At 45.5% G+C, this 23029-nt stretch carries 12 protein-coding genes and 1 tRNA gene; 5 read left to right on the forward strand and 8 right to left on the reverse strand.

The window, feature by feature from the left end; all coding sequences use genetic code 11:
• Nucleotides 1-132: 132 nt before the first annotated feature.
• The 5 genes from A3860_RS30530 to A3860_RS30550 form a co-directional block, all read right to left on the reverse strand.
• Complete coding sequence (locus A3860_RS30530) at nt 133-2355, reverse strand: TonB-dependent receptor (protein WP_081153855.1); 2223 nt, start codon at nt 2353-2355, stop codon at nt 133-135.
• A 96-nt stretch (nt 2356-2451) separates the two neighbouring features.
• Nucleotides 2452-2991 carry a hypothetical protein gene (locus A3860_RS30535; RefSeq protein WP_143774336.1) on the reverse strand — a complete coding sequence of 180 codons (540 nt, stop codon included), beginning with the start codon at nt 2989-2991 and terminating at the stop codon, nt 2452-2454.
• Between the two features lie 77 nt (nt 2992-3068).
• The gene (locus A3860_RS30540; RefSeq protein WP_081153859.1) at nt 3069-7460 is read right to left on the reverse strand and encodes a hypothetical protein; all 4392 of its coding nucleotides are present in this window, start codon (nt 7458-7460) and stop codon (nt 3069-3071) included.
• A gap of 438 nt (nt 7461-7898) precedes the next feature.
• On the reverse strand, nt 7899-9332 hold the full coding sequence (locus A3860_RS30545) for a tail fiber domain-containing protein (protein ID WP_081153861.1): 1434 nt from the start codon (nt 9330-9332) through the stop codon (nt 7899-7901).
• A gap of 559 nt (nt 9333-9891) precedes the next feature.
• Nucleotides 9892-9966 (reverse strand) — tRNA-Val (locus A3860_RS30550).
• A gap of 234 nt (nt 9967-10200) precedes the next feature.
• On the opposite strand from A3860_RS30550, the gene A3860_RS30555 reads away from it, so the two are divergent.
• The 3 genes from A3860_RS30555 (at nt 10201) to aat (ending at nt 13261) form a co-directional block, all read left to right on the forward strand.
• The gene (locus A3860_RS30555) at nt 10201-11019 is read left to right on the forward strand and encodes a helix-turn-helix transcriptional regulator (RefSeq protein ID WP_317043513.1); all 819 of its coding nucleotides are present in this window, start codon (nt 10201-10203) and stop codon (nt 11017-11019) included.
• A gap of 1158 nt (nt 11020-12177) precedes the next feature.
• On the forward strand, nt 12178-12474 hold the full coding sequence (locus tag A3860_RS30565; protein WP_081153867.1) for an ATP-dependent Clp protease adaptor ClpS: 297 nt from the start codon (nt 12178-12180) through the stop codon (nt 12472-12474).
• 133 nt (nt 12475-12607) lie between these two features.
• Nucleotides 12608-13261 carry a leucyl/phenylalanyl-tRNA--protein transferase gene (aat, locus tag A3860_RS30570; protein WP_081153935.1) on the forward strand — a complete coding sequence of 218 codons (654 nt, stop codon included), beginning with the start codon at nt 12608-12610 and terminating at the stop codon, nt 13259-13261.
• A gap of 73 nt (nt 13262-13334) precedes the next feature.
• Here aat and A3860_RS30575 read toward each other — a convergent pair whose 3' ends face one another.
• Both A3860_RS30575 and A3860_RS30580 read right to left on the reverse strand, forming a co-directional pair.
• A complete protein-coding gene (locus A3860_RS30575) occupies nt 13335-13832 on the reverse strand; it encodes a hypothetical protein (protein ID WP_081153869.1) in 498 nt (165 codons plus the stop codon).
• A 180-nt stretch (nt 13833-14012) separates the two neighbouring features.
• On the reverse strand, nt 14013-15380 hold the full coding sequence (locus tag A3860_RS30580) for an exonuclease domain-containing protein (protein WP_081153871.1): 1368 nt from the start codon (nt 15378-15380) through the stop codon (nt 14013-14015).
• A gap of 1230 nt (nt 15381-16610) precedes the next feature.
• On the opposite strand from A3860_RS30580, the gene A3860_RS30585 reads away from it, so the two are divergent.
• Entirely contained in the window at nt 16611-19250 is a 2640-nt protein-coding gene (locus A3860_RS30585; protein WP_081153873.1) for a valine--tRNA ligase, read from the forward strand.
• 133 nt (nt 19251-19383) lie between these two features.
• Nucleotides 19384-19902, forward strand: a complete 519-nt coding sequence (locus A3860_RS30590; RefSeq protein ID WP_245843668.1) for a phosphatase PAP2 family protein — start codon at nt 19384-19386, stop codon at nt 19900-19902.
• A gap of 203 nt (nt 19903-20105) precedes the next feature.
• Here the strand turns inward: A3860_RS30590 and A3860_RS30595 are convergent, their stop codons facing one another.
• On the reverse strand, nt 20106-22910 hold the full coding sequence (locus A3860_RS30595; protein WP_081153875.1) for a TolB family protein: 2805 nt from the start codon (nt 22908-22910) through the stop codon (nt 20106-20108).
• Nucleotides 22911-23029 lie beyond the last annotated feature (119 nt).

Below are 23029 nucleotides of genomic sequence, written 5' to 3' on the forward strand. Positions count from 1 at the left end.
CACGGGCTTTGCACAGCGCGATAGAAATCTGTCCAGTTGACCCGTCTAAAATTTACGAGCCCTTTCAAATCATTGGATTTGAAGGGACTTTTTGGTTCGAAATATTCTTGAATTTGGAATACGTCTGGTCGGTTAATTGAAATTGTATCTCAGCTCCAATCCTCCAAACACCACGGTGTTCAGTGGTGCAGGTAAATAGGCATCGGGCAGTTGGTTTACAAAGATCATTAACGGGTATTGCACTTTGGTAATGTTGTTCACCCCGAAAGATGCATCCAACTCAAAGCGCCTCATAATATTCCGGTGAAAACCAATTTTACCATTAAGCAGGTTGTAGGAAGAACTCTTGTTTGCTCCATCAGATGTAATGAAAACATCACTTCTGTAAGAATACATCATGCTTGCATACAGGCCGGGCTTTGTGGTAACGTCAATCCCCGCATTTGTCGTGATCTTTGGCACTCCGGCCACTGATTTTTTGCTATAATCTGTTGTGGTGATATTACCCGTGGTGGTACCTGTTTGAAATATAAAGTTATTGCCATAGTTAAAATCTGACCAGGTAAGGTTGGCAAAAGGGGCCACGCTGGTAAACAAACCGTGACCGTCTTTCACTACAAACCATTTTAACGAAGTTTCCATTCCGTTGTGAACCTGATCTCCGCCATTCACTACATAACTATAAGCAGTTGTAGTGCTGTTCAGCTGCACGGCAACTGTCGTCATCTTGTTGCTGAATTTTGTATGGAACAGGGAGAGCTGATAAGCCAGCCTGCCTTTATACAGGGCGCCTTTTGTTCCTATTTCAAACTGATCGCCCACCTCGGGTTTCAATGAACTGTTTATTCTACCGGAAGCCGGCGTAGCAGGTGCCGTCACTACCGGCGTGGTGATAAAAAAGTAAGCGCTTGCCGGGGCTTTATATCCCCTGCTGTAAGCTGCATATACAGACAGTTCCTCGTTAAATACTTTGTTGATCGCTACATGGGGCGATACCATTTGCTTATAGGAGGTATCGTAGTGCGAAGGTTTGGCTGCTGTTTCGGGGTTGAAACGATCATCCAACGAAACTCGCTGGCGGCTTACGCCCACGCCTGCAGTCAAAGAAAACTGGTGTGGCAAAGCAAGGGTCCATTCGGTAAATAAAGTTGAAGTACCTGTTACCGTGAACATGTTCGATGTAGAGGCGTTAACCACCCAGTAAGGTTTTCCCAATACCCAGGGCGTGGTGGTGGTATCTGCAGGGTTTTGTTTCATATTATAACCCACGGTTTGCGCCACCTGGCCCTGCATTTCAATACCGGTGATGCCGCTTAATGAAATGGCGTCGTTCAGTAAAAATTTTGTTCCGAATGAAGAACGGAAGCCATAGTTTACCGCTGTTTTATCGGTCCACCCGCCGGCAGAGCTGGCATCGCTTCTGTAACCCGAGCCAAAAACAGCCGTGGTATTGTATATGCTTTCATTGAAATTATACGTATGTTCCATTCCGCCCCTGAAGCTGGAAACATGGCTGTGTCCGTTCCTTTTTATATATTCAATATTGCCAGAATAGTCCTTAGCGGCATATTGATCAAGGGTGAGTTCGCCCAACCGTTCATCATAGCTGTTTGTATAGCTGAAATAAGTGCTTAGCCTTTGTTTCTGATTCAATTCAAATTCCGTCAGCACGTTTACAAAGTCTTTGTTTGATCTGTTATGCATAGAAAAGCCATCCGATCTTTGTTTGGCGTAGCTTACTAACAGGGCCGAATGATCGGTTGCGGTTTGCACGCGCGTAGTATATCGCTGCAGGCCATAATTGCCCACCATAACATCCTGCTGAACGGCTGTCTTCCCTTTTTCGGGTTGAACCATTTTCAAATTCACTACACCGGCGATCGCCTGGCCGTACAACGTACCCGCAGGGCCTTTGATGATCTCTACATTGCCAATTGAACCATAATCTATATCATCCAATAAAGTAATGCCTTCTGCATCTGTTACGGGAATGCCATTAAGATACACTTTGTAGCCCTGCCCGTCAAAATTGCTGCTGATGCCCCGTGCACCACGTGTACCATTGCCATAGCCGCGAATATTGAACTGTTGCCCACCCGATACACTTCTGCGTTGCATCGATACGCCGGGCACATTGCCATTAATGGCGTCATCGAGAAAAATGCCCTGCCCACGCTTTAACTCGGTTGTTTTCAAAGTGGCGATGGATGCAGGCTGATACAGCAAAGATCTATTCTGCCCCGCTGTGGCTGTTATCTCCACAGTATCCAATACTTTTCCTTTTATTGTGTTTTGTGAAAAGGCAGTTGAGAATAAGAAATTAAAGAATGATAAAACAACAAGAGTACGATTCATAATAATATTTTAGAATAAGGCATGGTTATTTTACGATTACCAGTTTTTTAGAGATCACTTCTCCTTTATTACAGATAGATAAAGGTTTGTCTATATCTACACAGCATCCGGCAATTTCAATTCCACCTCATTACCAACAGAACGAACTACTGTTTTTGTTCCTTGTCTGCCCTGCAGCAGCATGTGGCCGGGCTTTATTTTTTGCGGCGGGGGCGCCTGCTTTTCTGCAGGTGTCAGATCCAGGCGCCATAATACATTTCCTTTGGTTAGGATAATCAACACGTGCTCTCCATTGGCTTTTTTTATGCCAGCGTCAACAGATGTGTCTGCAACCGGCATGGCGATAATGGAATAGGTTTTACCATTTTTCCAGGCCTTAAGCCATTGTATTGGCTTTGTGCTTTCAATATAAATCGTGTATAAAGTATCCGGCCCCTGGTGCGTTGGATTGCCCTGAGGATCTACCGCCACAATACCCGGCAAATGTTCAGCCCTGAATGCATAGATGTTCTTAATGCCATCCTTCAGTTGCGCGCCGGCTGTACAACCCGTTAAAATGGTCAACGTCAAAAAAATAACTACGGCCGGAAGTTTGCAAACCCAACGATGGTGTATTATTATAAATGGTAACCTCATCGTATTTCGGAATTTTTGGATTTAGGGATTTTGTGATTTAATTAAATCCCCAAATCGCTAAATCGCTAAATCAGAAATCAGAGTTTTAGTACTTTATTCACGTACAATCTACCATCTGCAAAAGTTCGCAACAAATAAATTCCCGGAAACAGGCGAATACCGGAAAGATCAATTCTTATGAGATTAGAACTTCCGTATTGTTTCCTGAATACAGTAACCCCTCTTAAATCTACTAATTCAAATTGTACGTTCGATTGTGGCTGTTTAGCAAACCGTACGTCTATATAACTATGGAACGGATTGTTCAACACCCAAACCTTTTGATGGTTATTGGGATTTAGTATCAGCACCTTGTCGCTAAGAATATAGCTGCTATCCGTCCGCACTATCTTCAGCCGGTAATAATTCACATCGTCTGCATGCCTGTCGGTAAAATAATAGCTACAGACCGATGCATTCCGACGAAAGGCATTTACCCTGCCAAGTTTGGTGAAGTCTACTCCGTTTTCTGATTTCTGCACTTCAAAATAATCCAGGTTGGGTTGTACACTGGTTTTCCAATGTAACAATACATTATCGCTATATAGTTTACCTTCAAAATCAAGCAACAGCAGTTTTAAAGGACTAACACCCGGAATACCCGCACCAAAACCCGCCGCGCCGCCGGAGAAGGTATAGCTCAATGTATAATCATTGCCATAAGATCCATGCACCGGTGTAACCACAGTTACCTTACCTGCCACCGATGGATCGGCAGGCGTTACCTGGTTGATGGGCACATTGGCTTTAACAAGCTGGATGCTATCCCACGACTGATGCATAGCCGCTTCCCATGCAGCTTTTTCATCTGCACTATAATACAATGTCAGCTGATATTGTCCGGATGTATCGGTAGAAGATGGGGTAATATAAAATGTTTTATTCATAAGCCGGTTAGCCGCCGAATCGCTCCAGAAAGGTGTGGCGCCCAATCCTGCCCGGTCAATAGCAACAGAGGTGCAACCAAAATCAAAACCGTTCAGCGAAGTAAGCCGGGCCATCAACTTGCCGTTTGTGCTGTAATAATAAATGCTATTGTCGGGCGCCAGGTAATTGGTTGATCCTGTATTGACGGTTGTTTCAATTGTTACACCGGCCTGAATGCCTGTTAATATAATATCCGGACGGATATAAAATCCACTTACAGAATTATAAGCAGCATCCAGTGAACATCCTACGCCGGTAGACGTCCGGTTCCAGATGCCCATCACATCAGTAGTGACGTTGGTGGAAACATAATCGCCGCTGCCTGAAAAAGCAGTTCCATTATCATAACAAATTTCAACAAGCAAATTAGAAGTGCCGTCCCAATAAAATGGTGTATTAAAAGTAAAGGTATTCATCCCTTGTACGGTAGAATAAGTTTGTGAATAACATACCGTAGCACCTGTTTCAAACACCAGTGAGCCTAAATTCGTACTCGTTGTATTCTTTAATGAAATAGTAAGGTTCGAATCAGGCAGCGTACTTGTTTTCGTTAACACATTAAAGCCTAACGAAGAAATATTTCCCGCTTTAAAACCCATGGCCGTGAGCTCGGAAGCAAGATAGATATACTGGCTTTTCGCTTTCTGGAAGCTGCTGCGGAAAGGTTGAATGTAGCCGCCCGACAGATCGCCGGCTCCTATTGTAGCTGTGCGCACAGCACCAGGCATCAGGGGCGCCGCATCGTTATCAGCAATAAAAAAAGTATATGAAGTACTGCCGGGGGGTACCAATGCATTGGTATGGCCGGCAATAGTATAATTTAACGTAAAAGACTCCGTGCTTTCTATATTGCCATCGTCGTACACCCTGATAGTTATATGCTGTGCCGTTGAAGAATCGGTAGCAAACGTTATTTTATTGGAAGGCGATGTAAAGCTGCCATTGGCAGTAAAATCGAAATCAATGCCCTGTTTAGCACTGCCGCCCGCTGCTACTGTTACAGTCGCTGTAGCATCGCCAGTGGCCGGCATATCTATCGTCATGTTCACCGTGTAATCAGTGTACCCACGGCAACCTGCGGTGGCTGAAGTTGCTTCCTGTTGTGTTGTATAGGGATATGCAAACCGTACAAACGGAGCAGTGGCCGGGATGGTGGTGGTCCACAAACCGCGACCATGGGTCGCAGCGGCCAGAGTACGGTCGCTTCTCCGGAACTGCAGCATATCTGTACGTACAACGGGGAAATTGGCGTCCTGTGTCCATACCGTGGCAGATCCGTTGATCAGATCCGTTTCGTAAACACCCATATCGGTAGCAATGATGGCCTGCGTGTTATCGTCGGGATAAAACATAGCCCACCGCACGGGAATATCGGGCAGGTTACCTGAAATATTGCTCCAGCCCGAACTGCCACCACCTGTAGTGGTCACCCACACATGAGCCGATCCATAGTTGGAAAACGTAGCAATCAGGTTGCTGTCATTAGTACCCATAGCTACACACGAAACGGTGGAAGCTGCACTCATGCTGCTGCCGGTAATATCGGTAGCCACGGGTGAAGCGGCATTAGCATTATCGACCTGTAAAATTTTTGTAGAACCGGTTCCCAGAAATATACGGTTCGGCGTATAGGGCGAAACAGATACATGCGTAACCAGACCCGATGCAAGTGCAGCAACGGTAACAGGCGTGAACGTACTGCCTGTTTGCGGGTTTTCCCATCGCACATACTGACCTGCGTTGCCCGCTGTATACATTTTATTATTCAGGTCGTCGTAGTCGGTTGGATTGATGAATCGCCCAACTGTGCTGGAATAATTAACAGAGCTCCAGGTACTACCGCCATTGGTGCTGCGCCTGTACTGGCTATATACATAAGATCCAAACTGGTATTGCGGCTGATCCTGATCGATATGCACAAAGGCGCCGTCGCCACCGGTAATTTCAATGGAACCACCCAAACCCGGGCTGGTTAGCTGGTGGCAGCCATTATCCTGCGCCCCTGCCAGAAAATAATTGGTAGTACCGGGATGTATGGCGCAGGAATAGAACTGTTTCAATCGCAGCCCCACATTGCGGTCGCTGAAAGTAGTGCCGCCATTGGCCGAATAAAATATACCGCCGTCGCTGCCTACCAATACCTGGTTGCCTGCCCATGCCACAATGTGTTGATCGGCATGAACATAATTGCCCGTAGTACCTACCCAGGCAGATATGCGCGACCAGGTAGCGCCCCCATCAGTGGAACGGTAACAGTTCAATCCGCCCGCAATGACATTATTAGGGTTGGCAGGATCTGCGCCGATAGCCAGGTTATACCACCCCTGCCCCGAGCTGAGATCGTTGGTACCTGAAGCAGCAGGTGGAGAAGTAGTTGTTGGTGACCAGTTGGCGCCACCATCAACCGATTTATATATCTGCGGTGTTTGAAAGGCAGCGTTCGCATTCAACACATATAAGGTATTGCCGGAGCATGTTATTTCGCAGTTGTATTGCACGGGCGTGAACGAAGTTGTGGGTGCCGTCCAGGTAGCGGATGTAACCGTGGCCGGGTTATCGGTAAAGCGATAACCGGCAATAGAAGCTGCCGTATTGTAATAACCACATACAATATGCATTCTGCCGGTGCTGCTCAATTTCATTTCGGTTACCCGTGCGCTTAGTCCGGAGGGCGTTATATTGGTCCAGGTATTACCGCCATCAGCAGAGCGTTGAATGCCTGCGCCGCTTCCAATAGTAGCAACATAGACATTACCTAACGTGTCGCAAATAACCTTCGACACGTTCCAGAAGTTGGTTGTGGCAGGCAATACACTCCAGGTTACGCCGTGATCGGTACTTTTCCATACACCGCCACCACGAACTGCATCGGCATTAAAAGCCTTCTCGCCGGTACCGAAGTACATGATATTTGGATTGGAAGGGTCCTGGCAAATAGAAGCGATGGCGAGGTTGCCAAAGAAGTCATTCACCAGCGACCAGCTTGCCGGCGATGCAGTAATATCGTTCGTTTTCCAAACTCCGCCGTCGATACCCCCTACCCACACTGTTTTGTGGTTGGTATCTGCAATGTCGACCCATATGGCGCGCATACGGCCGCTGGTAGCACCATTGCCGGCACGTGTATTTCCGTTGCTGGGGCCGGTGGCGTCTGTATTAGGACCTCTTTCGATCCATGTTAGTGAAGAAGCGGTAGTGAGGCGGCCGGTGGTTTGCATTTGCCGGCTTCGTTTACGCATCAGCTCGTTGTAGGCATTAACAAGTCTGTACTTAGGTACATAGCCGAGCGATACATCTTTTGTCTTTTCAATTTCCTGTTGCTGGGCTTCCCAAATTCCATCTTCATCTTCTTCTTTCCCTTCCGTTCTTTCGTCGTCATCATCTTCATTATGATCTTTTCCGTCATATGAATCTTCGTAATGGTGTCGTGCCTTTAGCTGATAAAGGCTAACGCCTGCAACACCAACAGCAGCGCACAGGCACAACAGGATAATTTTTCTCATAAGTAAGGTTGTTACTGGGGATTAGTGCAGTCAGGATAAATTTAAATAATTAAAGTAATTCAACGATGCACAAACGAAAAAAACAAAGAAGAAGTAAGAGGGATTAGTGTTTTTTGTAATAGGTGGGCGCGATTCCGAAAACTCATCAGCAATTTTTCCGTTCCCAAGTGTTGTATTATATTGATGAAAAAAATAATTGCTTTCACAAAGCACTGACGAACCTGCATGAGTTTATTGATGTACCATGCTACACCTCACGGACTTTGCACAGCGCGATAGAAATTTGTCCAGCTGACCCGACTTTATGCGATTTTGCTTGATTTTGAACGAATGCAATCAATTATTATCAGGAACAGGCACTACCACTTTCGGTTTGGGATGGTAAAGGGGGATAGAAAACATTTCTATTTTTCTATTGTATCCCCCTCCCCTACCTATTTATTTCGTTAAGATCATCTGTTTGGTGTCTATTCGCTGACCATCTACTGTTAGGGTGTAAAAATAACTACCGGCAGCCAGTTCCCCGGCATTTATAGTTACCTGACCTTCGCCATAGCTTTTCAGGGGAATGTTTTTTAATATTTGTCCGTTTACAGAACTTACAACCAATTGTGCATATTTGATCGTGGGCGGAAGATAATAACTGATTACTGTATTATTATTAAACGGATTAGGGCTGTTTTGTTTTAAAGCAGGCAAGGCGCTGTTGATGGAAGTTGCAATGATGCTGTTCTTCAGGTTGGTTAGTTGTTGCAACATATCATTGACCTGGGATTGCAGCGCAATGATTTGTGCTTTTAAGCTATCATTCACATTACTTAATTCCTGCACCGACTGCACCAATGGCGTTACAAATTCTGCATACCGAAGCCCATAAACATCATTTTCGTTCTTAGGTTTGTCTACACCGTCAAAGTCATATCCTGCTTTTTCAGCGGCAGCAACTACATCCTGGGCAATAAAACCGGTATGAAGAATTTTTTCACAGGCAGTAATGGCTGCATCCATTTCGGGCATGTTCCGTTTTTTTCCATCCTTATCAGTAATTCCATTCGGATGCAAAAATTTGTTAAGCGCCGAAGTGTTAAGAGTATAGGTAACGGGTTTCAACAGCTTAATAAAAACCAGCCCCGGTACATTGGATTGTATATTGGATTTAAATCTTCCATCCGAAAGTGTTGTCCAGTCTACTATACCGCCTATACTTGTAACAGCTGAATTACCAAACCGCATTTGGTTAGAGGCTAATATCGTTGCGGTATTTCCTATTGCCGTTGAATTTGAATAGGAGGCCCAGGTATTAAAATCTGCCGCATATCCTATTGCTGTATTAAAGTCGCCGCCTTCAGATTTGCCAAGTGCATTAGCGCCAAATCCCGAATTACCTGTACCGATAGTATTATAAAGTGATCCATAACCGGAAGCCGTATTATCAGTACCACTAACATTCAAGACTAATGATGATACGCCGGTTGCTGTATTGAATTCGCCATCTGCATTCCAGTACATTGATTGAGAGCCAACACCTACATTGTAGCGGCCTGTATAATTATGACTCATGACATCATCGCCCAGTGCAATGTTTGAGTAGCCGGTTGTATTCAAAATTAAAGCCTGGTATCCCATTGCAACATTAAGCGTTCCGGTAGTGTTATCACGTAACGAATGAAGACCAAGTGCCGTGTTTTTTAAATTGTAATCAATTATACCCGAAGCCAAGTTATTTGTTCTGAAAACGAGTGGCTTTGCATCGGTGGTACCAATAAAATTAGTAGCAGGATTAGTGCCGGCATTCCCTGTAAGGCTCCATTGCGCCTGTGCGGCAGTGGCCATTAATAAAATAGCAACTAACGTTGTTCTTTTCTTTCTCATAGTTAAGTGAGTTGATAATTAAGGTTTAGGATAATAAAAGAAAGTGCTGGTACTGTGTTAACAGTAAACCTTCCTATATTTCATTATTTAGTAGTGAGTTTAACAGTATACCCTTAGGAAAATTCCGCGGAAACAAAATCAGAAGCGTTCCCAGGTAAGTAGGTATGAACGTGATTGTTATTACTGCCGTAAATTATACTAAAAAAATCAATAAGCAACTAATCATTATAGTTGTACATTTAAATTTCTTTCGGCATGCGGATAAAAGAGATGAACACGGCAGACATATTTTAAATTCCGCCATAAACACAAAGCTTCAACGTAGTAACCTAATCTGATACCAGGTAAAAGGCTTTTACAAGTATCACATGCGAGTGGTAGACCTTCTCTTAGCGGTCAATTCTTTCTTATCACGAAGACGGATAGTGAACTCTGGTTGTTGTTCAGGCAAGGGGCTAACAAATCCCCCAACTTTTCAACCTGATCCGATGCGCTGAGCCAACTAAGCTAAACTCATCCCAATAAAAAAAGGCTCACATTTCTGTGAACCTTTTTTCTGTGGGAGTTGACGGGCTCGAACCGCCGACCCTCTGCTTGTAAGGCAGATGCTCTGAACCAACTGAGCTAAACTCCCTTATTTTTTTGCTTGTTAACTATCAACACTTTAGAACTTGTTTCCCAATCTTTTTTTCTTCGCTACCCTTATTCCGTTTTGGGAGTGCAAAGATAAGGGTTGTCGAATTTCCGCCAAATTTTTTTTGCCCTGATAATGAATATTTTTTGCATTTTTTTGAACGGGAAGCACCTCCACAAAAAATCTATAACTTACAGCTATCCTTTAAAAATCTTACCTATTCATTTTGCTAAAATGAACTATCGCATTATACTTCCGCCAGAAAATTTAAAGCCCTTCGTGAAGTACTTCTGGGTACTGGAAAATAACAATAATGCTGCCGTAACGTTTAGTCCGCTCGCCGATGGCTGCCCCGGCATTATGTTTCAACCTGCCGATAAAGGCTTATTTTCTATTGAAGATCAAAAACAACCTGAAATATTCCTGTACGGACAAACCATTGAACCAATAAAAATGGAACTATCAGGAAAGGTAGATACGATTGGCGTAATATTCCATCCCCATGCCCTGCAATCGGTTTTCGGCATCGATGCCCATGAGCTTACCGGCACCTGTGTTGATCTGGGTCTGTTGCAACCCAAAAAAGAACGTTCATTGCTTGAAAAATTGCAGGCCGCAGCAACAGTGGAAGAAAAGATCAGGCTGCTTTGCGGCAGTTTGACTAACTCTTTACAACATACCGGCGATAAACAGGATGCCGTTATCAGGCATGCCGTGGCGGAGATCCTTCGCGGCAAGGGGGATGTTTCTTTTGCCACATTACAACAACAACTACGGCTTACCGAACGAACGCTGGAACGCCGGTTCAAACAGGCGATCGGGGTCTCGGCCAAATTGTTCTCCCGCATCAGCCGGTTCCAGCAATCACTCAGCCAACTCCGGAATAGCAACTATCAGAAATTATCTGATATCGCCTATGAGAACGGGTATGCCGATCAATCGCATTTCATTCGAACCTTTAAGGAGTTCACCGGTGTTTCGCCTTTTGATTATCGAAAACAGCTGAATGAAGTAGCAGAAAATTTTGCCGCACATAATAAAGAGGATGAATAGCCGCAGCTATTCAAAAATTTTATATAACTTTAAATACCTGTTTTCATTGGCATTATCGCAGAAAATTCTTTTGAAAAATCGAGGCAGGAAATCGAAGGTCAACAAGGACCAGCCCCAACAGGAATCCATAAAACCTTCCAGCAATTCTTAAAACCCTTCAGCAATTCGCAAAAGCTTCCCGCAATTCAGAAAAGCCGGAAGGAACTCGCAAAATCTTTCAGGAAATCAGAAAAGCCGCAGGGAAATCGCAATTCCTTCCGGGAATTCAAAAAAGCTGTAGGGAATTCGTAATTCCTTCAGGGAAATCAAAAAAGCTGTAGGGAATTCGTAATTCCCTCAGGGAATTCAGAATAGTTTGTACAAAATGGTGATAATCAGCTTACCGATGGCTTAAAGTTGAAAACTTTATAAATAAAATACGTAACTATAGACCTCATATTGCTTACCTGACCATTAAAATACGCAACTATAGACCTCATATAGCCTACCCCACCAATAAAATGCGCAACTAAAGATCTTATATAGCTTACAAGTCCCAAAAAATATGCAACTATAGATCTTAGATAGCTTACCAGCCCAATAAAGTACGCAACTATAGTTCTCAAATAGCTTACCCGCCCAATAAAACCCGCAACTGCAGGTCTTCCCAATGCACGCTGCCTTAAAAATTGGCAACAAAGCCCCATAATAAACAAACCCTTCCCGCATTACAGTCTGCATATGGTGTCAAACGAAACGACAAAATTCTTTTGTGCCGCAATATTGTTCTTTATGAAGCTACGCCGGTCTTCAATCAGCTCGCATTAACCCCATCCCGTTAAACAAACAGCTAAACGAAAACAACAAAGGAGCACATTTGCGATAAGCCTGCCAATAATCAATAAGCCAACCAATACCCCCAACCACCCATCCTCGTTACCCAATACCCCCTCCTCTACCCGGCAGGCGCCGGTCCATTTCATATCATTAATAACCTGATATGAAGCAACAAAATGCGGGTATTTATGCATGACAGAATGTAGCTTTTTTGCATTTTCCCCGGTTTACCCCCTCTAAATGAGCCAATTACGTGAAAAACACCCATAATTAAAAACCCGTAAATTGGCTTGCGGCGCGTAGGGTATTTTTATAAATTTGTAACGGAATAAACCACATTATATGGTTATCGAAGGATCGGTAAAACCACTTTACGAAGAAGAAACCGATGTGCTTACCACACTCGACGAACCGTACAGTCTTATTGTATGGAACGATGAGGTGAACACATTCGAATGGGTCATTGAAACCCTGGTAGAAGTATGCGGCCATTCAACCGAACAGGCCGAACAATGCGCGTATATCATCCACTTTCAGGGAAAGTATGCCGTAAAACAAGGCTCATATGATGAATTAAAGCCCCAGTGCGATGCCATCACCGAACGCGGCATCGGCGCCACCCTCGAAGTGCTGGCCTGAACCTCAGCCACCGCACAATCAACCTGTTTCGCTAACCTTGCTTGCCATCGATTGCCTTCCCGATTGTTATCGGGGCCCAAAAACATACATTCTCCTTTTTAATTATTTTTACGGCAACCAACCAAGTTCCGGCATGCCATTATTCGCTTTGGATAAAGAGATCATTTTTCCGCCTGTTCATCTGGCCGAGCCTGATGGATTGCTGGCTGTTGGCGGCGACCTGTCGACCGAACGCCTGCTGCTCGCTTACAGCCAGGGCATTTTTCCCTGGTACGAAGGACAACATATTTTATGGTGGTGCCCCAATCCGCGTTTCATTTTAACCCCCAATACCCTGAAGGTGAGCAAAAGCATGAAACAATTATTCAAAAAACAGGCTTTTGAATTCTCCATAAACCAGGCATTCGAAGAGGTTATCAGTAATTGTAAAAGTATAGACCGGGCCGGACAAAGCGGCACATGGATCACCAATTCCATGAAGGAAGCCTACATACGGTTACACCAGCAGGGTTTTGCGCACAGCGCCGAAGTATGGCAATACGGTAAACTGTTGGGCGGTTTGTATGGAGTACGATTGGGAAACGTGTTCTTCGGCGAAAGCATGTTCAGCAAAGTAAGCAATGCCAGCAAATATGCATTCATAAGCTATGTGCAACAGCTACAGGAGGAAGGTGTTCAGCTGATCGATTGCCAGGTATACACCGAACACCTGGAGAGCCTGGGGGCGCATATGATAGCCCGGGAAGATTTTGTGCAATTACTACAAATGCTGATACCGCAACCATAGCCAAACAACGGGCAGCCGGCCATTAACCAAAGCGTTAAAACAGTTGATCGCCAACTGCCCATTGATAGTGAAGCTACTTATAGTAGGTAGCCACTGAATAATGTTTCAGGGAAGTTACTTTCAGCTGATCATCTTTCACATACACTTTTTTGTACTCACGAAACTGATCGTGGTTATCCATAAAACCAACGATACATGAATATTTATCGCCCCCTTTTTGGATCACCGGCTTTGGCACGGTGCCAACGTTGGGCAAATTCAATGTATCGTCACCTTCCATTTCTTCGTACTTTAATTTCATAACGTACTGAAAGGTTTTGGTCGTTTCATACAGCTTTACAGAAAAATACCAATCGTTTAACGGGTTTTCCGTTTTTTCTTTGTACTCCGCTACCGGTTCGGCACTCACCGTTGTGCGGTACATGGGAACATTTACAGGAGGTGGTGTTTTAATGGCCGGCGTCTCTTTTTTTTCGGCCCCATTGGCCCCCGCGGCGGCTACATTGTCGGGTGCTGTCTCATGACACCCTGCTGCGAGCAAACAGCATAATAACAAATTGCATCTTTTCATAGTGTGGGTTATTTGAACAAAAAATAAATAAAAACAGGAACCTGAAAAAGCGTTGTCGCAAAATGTTCACAAGTTTAATACCAAAATAAGCCCATGACGAAAAATTACGCATAGATAATGCAGTAATTACGGGGAGAATAAAGAATTAAAAAAAGAAGCAGTGCAGCAGGAGAATGGGAATTAAAAAGAAATTTTCTTATGCGGGTTCCGCTCTGCATATTGGTACACCAGTCCTCGAATGTAATCATTCTCGGGGTAGCGCGTGAGATAGGTCTTTAATTCTTCGCGGCTGGTAATGCCCACCCCTGCAGGAATATAGCCCATGCCATAGAACTTTCCTTTTTCCATCAGTATACAACTCTGTTCATCGCGTTCATGACCTGCATCCACCACGGCAAAACTCGGCAACCATTCTTCCAGCCATTCCAGGGCTTCCCCTACCCGCTTGTTGTATGCAGCAGCCGGTTCCCTGTGGTCACAGGCGCCAAGGCAGGTGGAGTCTTCTGTTCCCGTACATGGCCCCGGCGCGGTTTGCATAAAACATAACTTCGAACATAAAGAAAATCGTTGAATCAATTGCCTCACCAGCTGATGCCCTTCGGTAAGCAGGTTGAAAGTATACAGCGGTTGCATGTGCTTTTTCTTTTTATCGATGGCCAGCCGTAAATAGCCGCCACCATCTTCAAACATATACAACCCAAAAGAGGGGGTGAACCGTTTCTGGCTGTTATTGAATTGGGGCCATAACCGTTTTATCTCAACGCTTTCAAGGATAAAAGCCATGAGTTCGGTACTGCACGACTTATACGTAATGCTGTATATATTCCGCAAAAAATCCTGCCGCTGTTTACCTGCGCCATTATGCGTGAAGTGACTGCTGACGCGGTATTTCAGGTTTTTCGCCTTTCCCACATAGATCACCTTGCCGGTTTGATTATGAAAATAATAAACCCCGGGTGTATACGGCAACTGGTCAACCTGTTCTTTAGGCAAATTGGGCGGCAATGCCTGTTCCTTTGCACCGCGTTTAATGAACTGCTGTATATGTGGCTCTGCGTTATGTTGCAGCAGGTGTTCAAACAAACGCACCGTGGCATCGGTATCGCCACCCGCGCGGTGCCGGTTAAAAATGGTGATATCAAACTGGCGGCAAAGATTGCCTAAACTGTAGGAAGGCAGGCCGGGAAAAACTTTTTTCGACAGGCGAACGGTGCACAGCTTGTTACAGCTGAGCTCGTACCCTGCTGTGTTGAAATGATGCTTTAAAAAAGAGTAATCGAAATTTACGTTGTGCGCTACAAAGATCTTATCGTGCAACAGCTCGTACAGTTGCGGGGCCAGTTCATCAAAAGAAGGAGCGCCGGCCACCATATCATTACTGATGCCCGTTAAAACCTGTATGTAATATGGAATGGTTCTTACCGGCCTTATAAGGCTTTCAAAACGTTTTATAACAGATTGTCCATCATGTAACACAATAGCAATCTCTGTTATATCGTTATTTGAAGCGTACCCGCCGGTAGTTTCTATATCAACGATAGCGTACATAGATTAATCGTAAAGTTACAAAGAACGAACGAATCCGGCCAATTGGCGAATGAACAGTCTTTAATCCATAATAAACTGATTATAAGCCAGTTTATAATCCTACCCCATGAGTGTTTAATCCGTTTCCCACATTGTTAAACCTCAAAAAAATCCGTTGTCTATGCAAAAATTCAACATGCATGATACCGGAGAAAAGAGGACTATGGTTGCAGTAGTGGTTTTATTCTTCGCTGCACTGGTTCTGTTTTCTTACTGGTATACCCAAAGCTAATTGCTTAACCATCATCTGAAGTACAGCGTCCTTTAGTATGAAGCGCACGGAATTAGCTGCAAGCAACAAGTGTAAAAGCTCAGGCGCAGATGACCGTCACAAAACACGCCCTGCAAGCTTATCCGCATGAAACAACACGAGCTGCCAACCACAAACGATCAGCTTTAAGCCATTTTGTGGGCACTACTCTCCTTGTGCTTCATACTTTTTTCCAGGACATTAGACCCCATTCCGGGAAAAAATCCCAATTTGAACAACTATCTATAACGGTTAACCCCTATTTATACGTTTTAGGTCCTACTTATTACAATTACACCTGCCATAGGCCCGGTATTTTCACCATTTTATATATGAATGATTTGCAGTTTTAAACGCTGTGTATTACATTTGTAGTGGCTTTCATCACAACGCCTGGCATTTTTATATCTAACCGGATTATATCCTTCCTGAATCACCGAGGCTTTATTAACTTTTTACCCTTGACTTCGTAAGCCTGTGAAAACCGATTGCATGATCGTACTACGGATTTATAACTCTAAAAAAAACGTAGCGTATGAAAAAATCAGAACATCACTTTCATCTGGGCGAAAATGGTAAGGTAGCATTATTGGCAATAGGTTTTCTCTGCTTTATTATGCTGTTGTCATACCTGTATTGGTATGCCTAAACCTTAGCCAAAACCTTACTGGAACACAAAAAGCTTTCCGATACCTAATGGTATTGGAGTGAGAGACATTTTGTAAGCATTCTGCGGAGAGGCGGGGTGCTTTTTTTGTAGGCGCTCCTGCCCCCTAAAAGGGCAGCCGTTGCTGTTTTTTCATTACACAGAACCTATTGAACCTCCTTCAGAATCTCATGTTCAATTCCTCATTTTCCATTCCTTATCCCATCATCCCTGCCTCCAATTTATCCCGGTCAATTTCCTACCTTTGCCCTCCCTTAAAGGAGATTACATATCTATGGAACTAAGCAAGAACTATCAGCCCGAAGTGGTGGAGGACAAATGGTATAAACATTGGAAATCAAAGAGATATTTCAATAGCACCCCCGATGAACGTAAATCGTTCACCGTGGTGATACCCCCGCCCAACGTTACCGGGGTGTTACACATGGGGCATACGCTCAATGAAACCGTACAGGACATCCTCGTGCGTAAAGCCCGCATGAGCGGCCTCAACGCCTGCTGGGTGCCCGGCAGCGACCATGCCTCTATTGCCACCGAAAGCAAAGTGGTGCAAATGCTCGAAAAGGAAAAAGGCATCAAAAAAAGCGACCTCACCCGCGAAGAGTTCCTGAAATATGCGTTCGAATGGAAAGAAAAATACGGCGGCATCATTTATCACCAGATAGAAAAACTGGGCTGCAGTGTTGACTGGGACCGGGTTTCCTTTACCATGGACCCCGACTATTACAAAGCCGTTATCAGGGTCTTTGTTGACCTCTACAATAAAAAAATGATCTACCGCGGCGCCCGCATGATCAACTGGGACCCCGCCGCCAAAACAGCCTTAAGTGACGAGGAAGTAGAGTACAAGGAAGTTCAGGGTAAGCTGTATTACGTCACGTATCAGGTTGCCGATGAAAACGGCTCCCCTTTAGGGGCCGGGGGTATTACCATTGCCACCCAACGCCCCGAAACCATTATGGGCGATACGGGGGTATGCGTAAACCCCAACGACGAACGCTTTGCCCACCTCAAAGGCAAAAAAGTGATCGTTCCCCTGGTGAACCGCGCCGTTCCGGTGATCTTCGACGAATATGTTGATCCCGCCTTCGGTACCGGCGCCCTGAAAGTTACCCCCGCACACGATATCAACGACTATAACCTGGGGCTCAAACATAACCTCGCGGTTATTGATACCCTGAACGAAGACGGTACGCTGAACGAGGCCGCACAGGTTTGCGTGGGCATGGACCGCTTTGCTGCCCGTAAGAAAGTAGTGGAAATGCTGCAGCAACAGGGTCTGCTTGTAAAAGAGGAAGAATACACTACCCGGCTTGGCTTTTCGCAACGCAGCATGGCCGTGGTGGAACCCCGCATCTCGACCCAATGGTTCGTAACCATGCGTTCCCTGGCCGGTAAAGCCCTGGATGCCGTAAACAGCGGGGAAGTAAAAATTCACCCCGGTGACAGGTTCACAGCCACCTACCGGTACTGGCTCGAAAATGTAAAGGACTGGTGCATTAGCCGCCAGCTGTGGTGGGGGCAGCAGATACCAGCCTTTTATGCGCCCGATGGCACTTTCGTGGTAGCCGAAACAAAAGAAGCTGCACTGGAAATTTTCAATAAGCAATCGGCGGCCCTTTTGACCATTGACCAACTTCGCCAGGATGAGGACGTGCTCGACACCTGGTTCTCGAGCTGGTTATGGCCTATTGAAGTGTTCAAAGGCATTACCAACCCTGGTAACCCCGATATCAATTACTACTATCCTACTTCGGTACTGGTAACCGGGCAGGACATCATATTCTTTTGGGTGGCCCGTATGATCATGGCCGGCATGGAATACATGGATGTAAAACCCTTCAGCGACGTATACTTCACCGGTATGGTGCGCGATAAACAGGGTAGAAAAATGAGCAAAAGCCTCGGCAATTCGCCCGACCTGCTCGAGCTCATCGACAAATTCGGCGCCGATGCAGTTCGCTTTGGCATCATGATCGCTTCCCCCGCCGGTAACGACCTGCTGTTCGATGAAACCTCACCCGAACAGGGCAGCAAATTCAATAACAAGATCTGGAATGCGCTGAAGCTGGTGAAAATGTTTGAAGCAAAGGTCAGTTCAAGCGCAAGCGGCGAAACACCTTTTGCCATCACCTGGTTCGAGAACAGGTTACAAGAGGCCAAAGCTGAAATTGAGCAACACTATAAAGACTTCAAGCTAAGCGAAGGCTTAAAAACACTGTACTCCCTTATTTGGACCGACTTCTGCAGCTGGTACCTCGAATGGGTAAAACCTCCTATGGACCAACCCATCGACAAAGCCGTGTATGAAAAAACGGTTTCGTTTTTTACCGAACTGATGCAACTACTGCATCCGTATATGCCGTTTGTTACTGAAGAAATATATCACCTGCTTGAGCCTCGCACCGAAGACCTGTGCGTAAAACAGTTTGCACCGTTGCAATCGTTCGAAGCCGTTGCCTTGCAGGAAGGAGAACTGCTGAAAGATGTGATCACCGGTTTGCGCGATGTGCGGGCGAAGAACCAGATAAAACCAAAGGACCCTATTAAGCTTTATATACAGGGTGAAAACAAGGAGCTGTTCAAAGCCATCGAGGCAATCCTGAAAAAACAGGTAAATATTGAGCAAATAACTTTTGTTACAGAACCTGTAGGGCAAACTATTACAGCGGTTATTGGTAAGGATAAATTCTATATTGAAACTGAACGGGCTGTAGATACCAGCGCCCAAAAAGAACAGTTATTAAAGGACCTGGACTACTACAAAAAATTCCTTGAATCAGTTAATAAAAAGTTAAGCAATGAAAGGTTCACACAATCTGCAAGGCCAGATGTCGTTCAATTAGAGCAAAAGAAAAAACTGGATGCTGAAGAAAAGATCAAGGTCCTTGAGGAGAGCCTGTCAAACCTCTAGCGTAGCAACAAAACAAACGACGGTTAATTTTATATTTAAAAGCATACTGCTCACTGCGGTATGCTTTTGCTTTTTTAAACCGTGCTGCCTGGCGCAGAAATACAACCTCGACCAGCAGGTTTTAATTGAACTGATGGAGCACCGCACAGATGGCGCCACCAAAGTATACCAGGGTATTTCCAATACCACTCAATATGTATCCTTTGCAGTACCGGCAACCGTGCTGGCAGTTGGCCTCATCGATAACAACAAAACCACCCTCAAAAAAGGATTGTACCTGGCTGAGTCGGCAGCCGCCGCTACCTTTATAACCTATGGAATGAAGTATAGTTTTCAGCGGCAACGCCCTTTTAAGGTAACGCCCGATCTTACATCAACGACTACTCCCCACGACCCTTCGTTCCCCTCAGGACATACCTCAGTAGCCTTTGCAACGGCCACTTCGCTGTACCTGGCCTATCCCAAATGGTATGTGGCAGTGCCTGCCTATACCTGGGCCGCCTCTGTTGGCTTTTCCCGCATGTACCTGGGCGTACACTATCCCAGCGACGTACTGGCCGGGGCAGTCATTGGCGCCGGAAGCGCCTGGTTGATGTATAAAGCAAACAAGTGGTTATTTAAGAAGAAACCGGCTTTAGTACCGGAATTGTAATTACCGTTATCAAATATAAGTTACAGGTTACAAGTTTCCAGGAAACGTTACCAGTTACCGGTTTCCGGTTACCGGGCAAGAAATTCAGAGAGCCCGATTTTAGGCAGACTAATCGACATTCAAGACCTGGCACCTGGTAACTGGCCTCCTGGTAACCTGAAAATTGTAACCTGTAACGTCAACCTACATCCTCCTAAGGAACTTTATCTACTCAAAAGATTAATCGGTAATATAAACTCCCATTGGTTGGGGGCCAGTCCCATCAGCGCGCCATCGACCAACCGGCTGTACCTGAAACCGAAACTTACCGGGTATTCGTTCCACCATTTGGTATCGAAGTACAATTCAGCTCCATACGACCTGAATTGCAGGTGTCCATTATACCGGTAATATTTGATATCGGTATAATCATAAAAGCCGTTGGCCCGCAGGCGCTGGAAATACACAAGGTTGCCGATGCCCATATCAGGATACAGGAGTGGAAAATGATAGTTCACCCCGAATTTATACATGGCAGGCCACTGATAATAGTTAATACCTTCATACCCGCGCGACATGGGAAAGCTGTTACTGAAACTATAATCCCTGAGCGTATCGCGTTTTTGATAAGCTGCCGTAAGCACCAGGCTATGCGTGCGCGCCACACCGGGCAAATACAGGGCGCCGCTTGTTAACCATTGATATCCGCTATAATTATTCACTATGGTACGAAAACGCGATACCAGGCTTAGCCCCAACCGGGGATAAATTTGTTGTTTGGCCACCTGCGATTGCAGGGTGAAAGTAAGCGACGCATCGGCAAATTCAAACTGCTTATCGGCATACTTCGTTTTGGCATATTCCGTATAATTAACCTGGTGATGGTTAATGCCACCCGCAATGCTTAACCTGCGATAAAACCTTCCGCCATTAAAGGTAAAGGGGAACTGTAAGCCCAACCGGCCATTCAACTCGTTCCAGGTTGTTACGCGGGGGCTGTCATTCTGCCTGCGATCGAAGGTTTCGGCAACGCCCAGTGTTAAATAAGGAAACCAGGCCCCGTAAATAGCAGTAGCCCCTACTTCTTTGAACTTTTCATCGGTATTATAATTGAAATAGATCTCGGTTTGCAACGTGTTCAGCACATTCTCCCCTATCAGTGAAAATGTATAATCGGGGTCGCTGATATAGGGCCGCCAGCTGTGAAAATTGATGAGGTGAAACGATTTGTGGTATTTGCTGATCGGGAATGCATGGCTGGTATCAACCGGCAAAGGCTGGTCCTGTTGTAAGGAATTGAGCTCGTAAGCAAACAAAGGGCTCGTGAGCTCATCATCCCCCGCCGGCACCCATTCAGGGGTAATGGCGGTAACATGATAGCCGGCCGCGGTAAATGACGTATAAGCGGCTTTATTGTTCAGCATGCTCAACTGGTAATTACCGGTGTTGGAAACCATATTCCACCGGAACAATTTTTTATTCACCAGGGCAAACATATTATCCCGTTGCCGGTATGCGCCCGTAAAAAGTATGGTATCGCCATTTACCGAAGGGAAGCCTACTACATGCATTGAATACGGCAACAGTTCCTCAATTGTGCCATCATTCACATTCACCAAACCCAGCGTGGAAGCACCGGCTTTGTTACGCAGCACCGATACCACCGTATTCTCTTTATAAAATTTGGGATGGCTATAGAACAACCCTTCGGGGTTAGGCACTATTTTCAACACCGCGCCTGAGGCAGCATTCACCAGATGCAGGGCAGCGGCGCCACCGGGTTGTACGGCTACGGCCACTATCGTTTTGCCATCGGCCGAAATATCGGGCGCAAAATACGACGAGTGGTGCGTGATGGTTTGCTGAACGCCTGTTTTAACATTCAGCACTTTCAGCACACTGTAATCCTTCCAGGCCCAGCGCACATCGCTTTCATACGCCGCATACACGATCTTTCCGTTGCGGTAACTGAAATAATTATCGAGCGAAATATCTTTGGTGCGCAGGCGGGTATCTTCGCCTGTTGCCACATTACGTATAAAGAAGGCCGGTATTTTTTTATAACTGTCCTTTACCAGTACGATGGTATTATCGTTTATCCATTGCGGAAACTCTTCATCACCGGCGAAATGTTTTTGCTGCCGCGCCCAGTTGGTCACCGCATCGTTACTGTTAACATCAATAAATGAGCTGAAGTATTTCAGGGCCTCCTGGCGAAAGGCAGTATAAGGTACGCCGCTGTATTTCTTTATTGCACGTTGAAAAGGATAAAACACGCCGTTGAACCGCGCCGCATCATCCGTTACCTTCTTCCAGAAATCGACGCCGTATTTTTCGCGCCCATAGGCCACTTCCATATACCCCAGACGGTAATGATCGGGCACAAAATCGCGCAACGAACCATTGCGCAGTTTCATCCAGGAGTAATTTTTATGGGCCATCCATAACGACCGGTAATCATTAAAGAAGAACGGTAACCGCCCCCTGCCCTGCTGGCTTTTCAGCGTTTCCTGGTATACAGCATCGCCTTCCCAGAACCAGTTGGGCACCGCAGCGCTGTTGGCCATGGCCAGCCCTTCCTGCCCAAACAAATAATAAGCCACCCGCGACAACCCCTTGCGGAAATTATTGAATTGCATCACGTGCCGGTATTCGTGCAGGGCCAGCGTATGGTACCAGGGCGTGGCGCCCAGCTCAAACGGACTTTGCGGTGGCATTAAATGAAACTCACTGCGCCAGGGACCCAATGCCACATAGGCATTGGAGATAGTAGTGTAGGGTTGTAAAACAATGCTCACCTTACGAATGCGGCTGCCAATGGTAGGCAGCGTTTGTTCGCTCAGCTTTTGCGTAGTAGCCGCAATGTCTGCCGCCTGTTTTTCAAGCCCCAGCCCCGCGGGGAAAATAACCCGCAAAGTATCGGTATTGATCTGATTCCATTTTGTTGAAGGAGGATGACCGCCAAATTGTTGTGCCCGTACTAAACCTACAACCGGTAAACAACAAATAAAAAGAAAAAGCTTTCTCATTACTGGTTATATAAGGAGGACTAAATAAGACTGAAAATAAGCTGTTTTTTGTTAATACAGCTAATATTTTCGGCTGTCACCGGTAATGAATCGGCAGTTTGAAATTTGGGTTTTGTAAT

The sequence above is a fragment of the Niastella vici genome (assembly GCF_002077945.1).
In the GTDB taxonomy this organism is placed as follows: Bacteria; Bacteroidota; Bacteroidia; order Chitinophagales; family Chitinophagaceae; genus Niastella; species Niastella vici.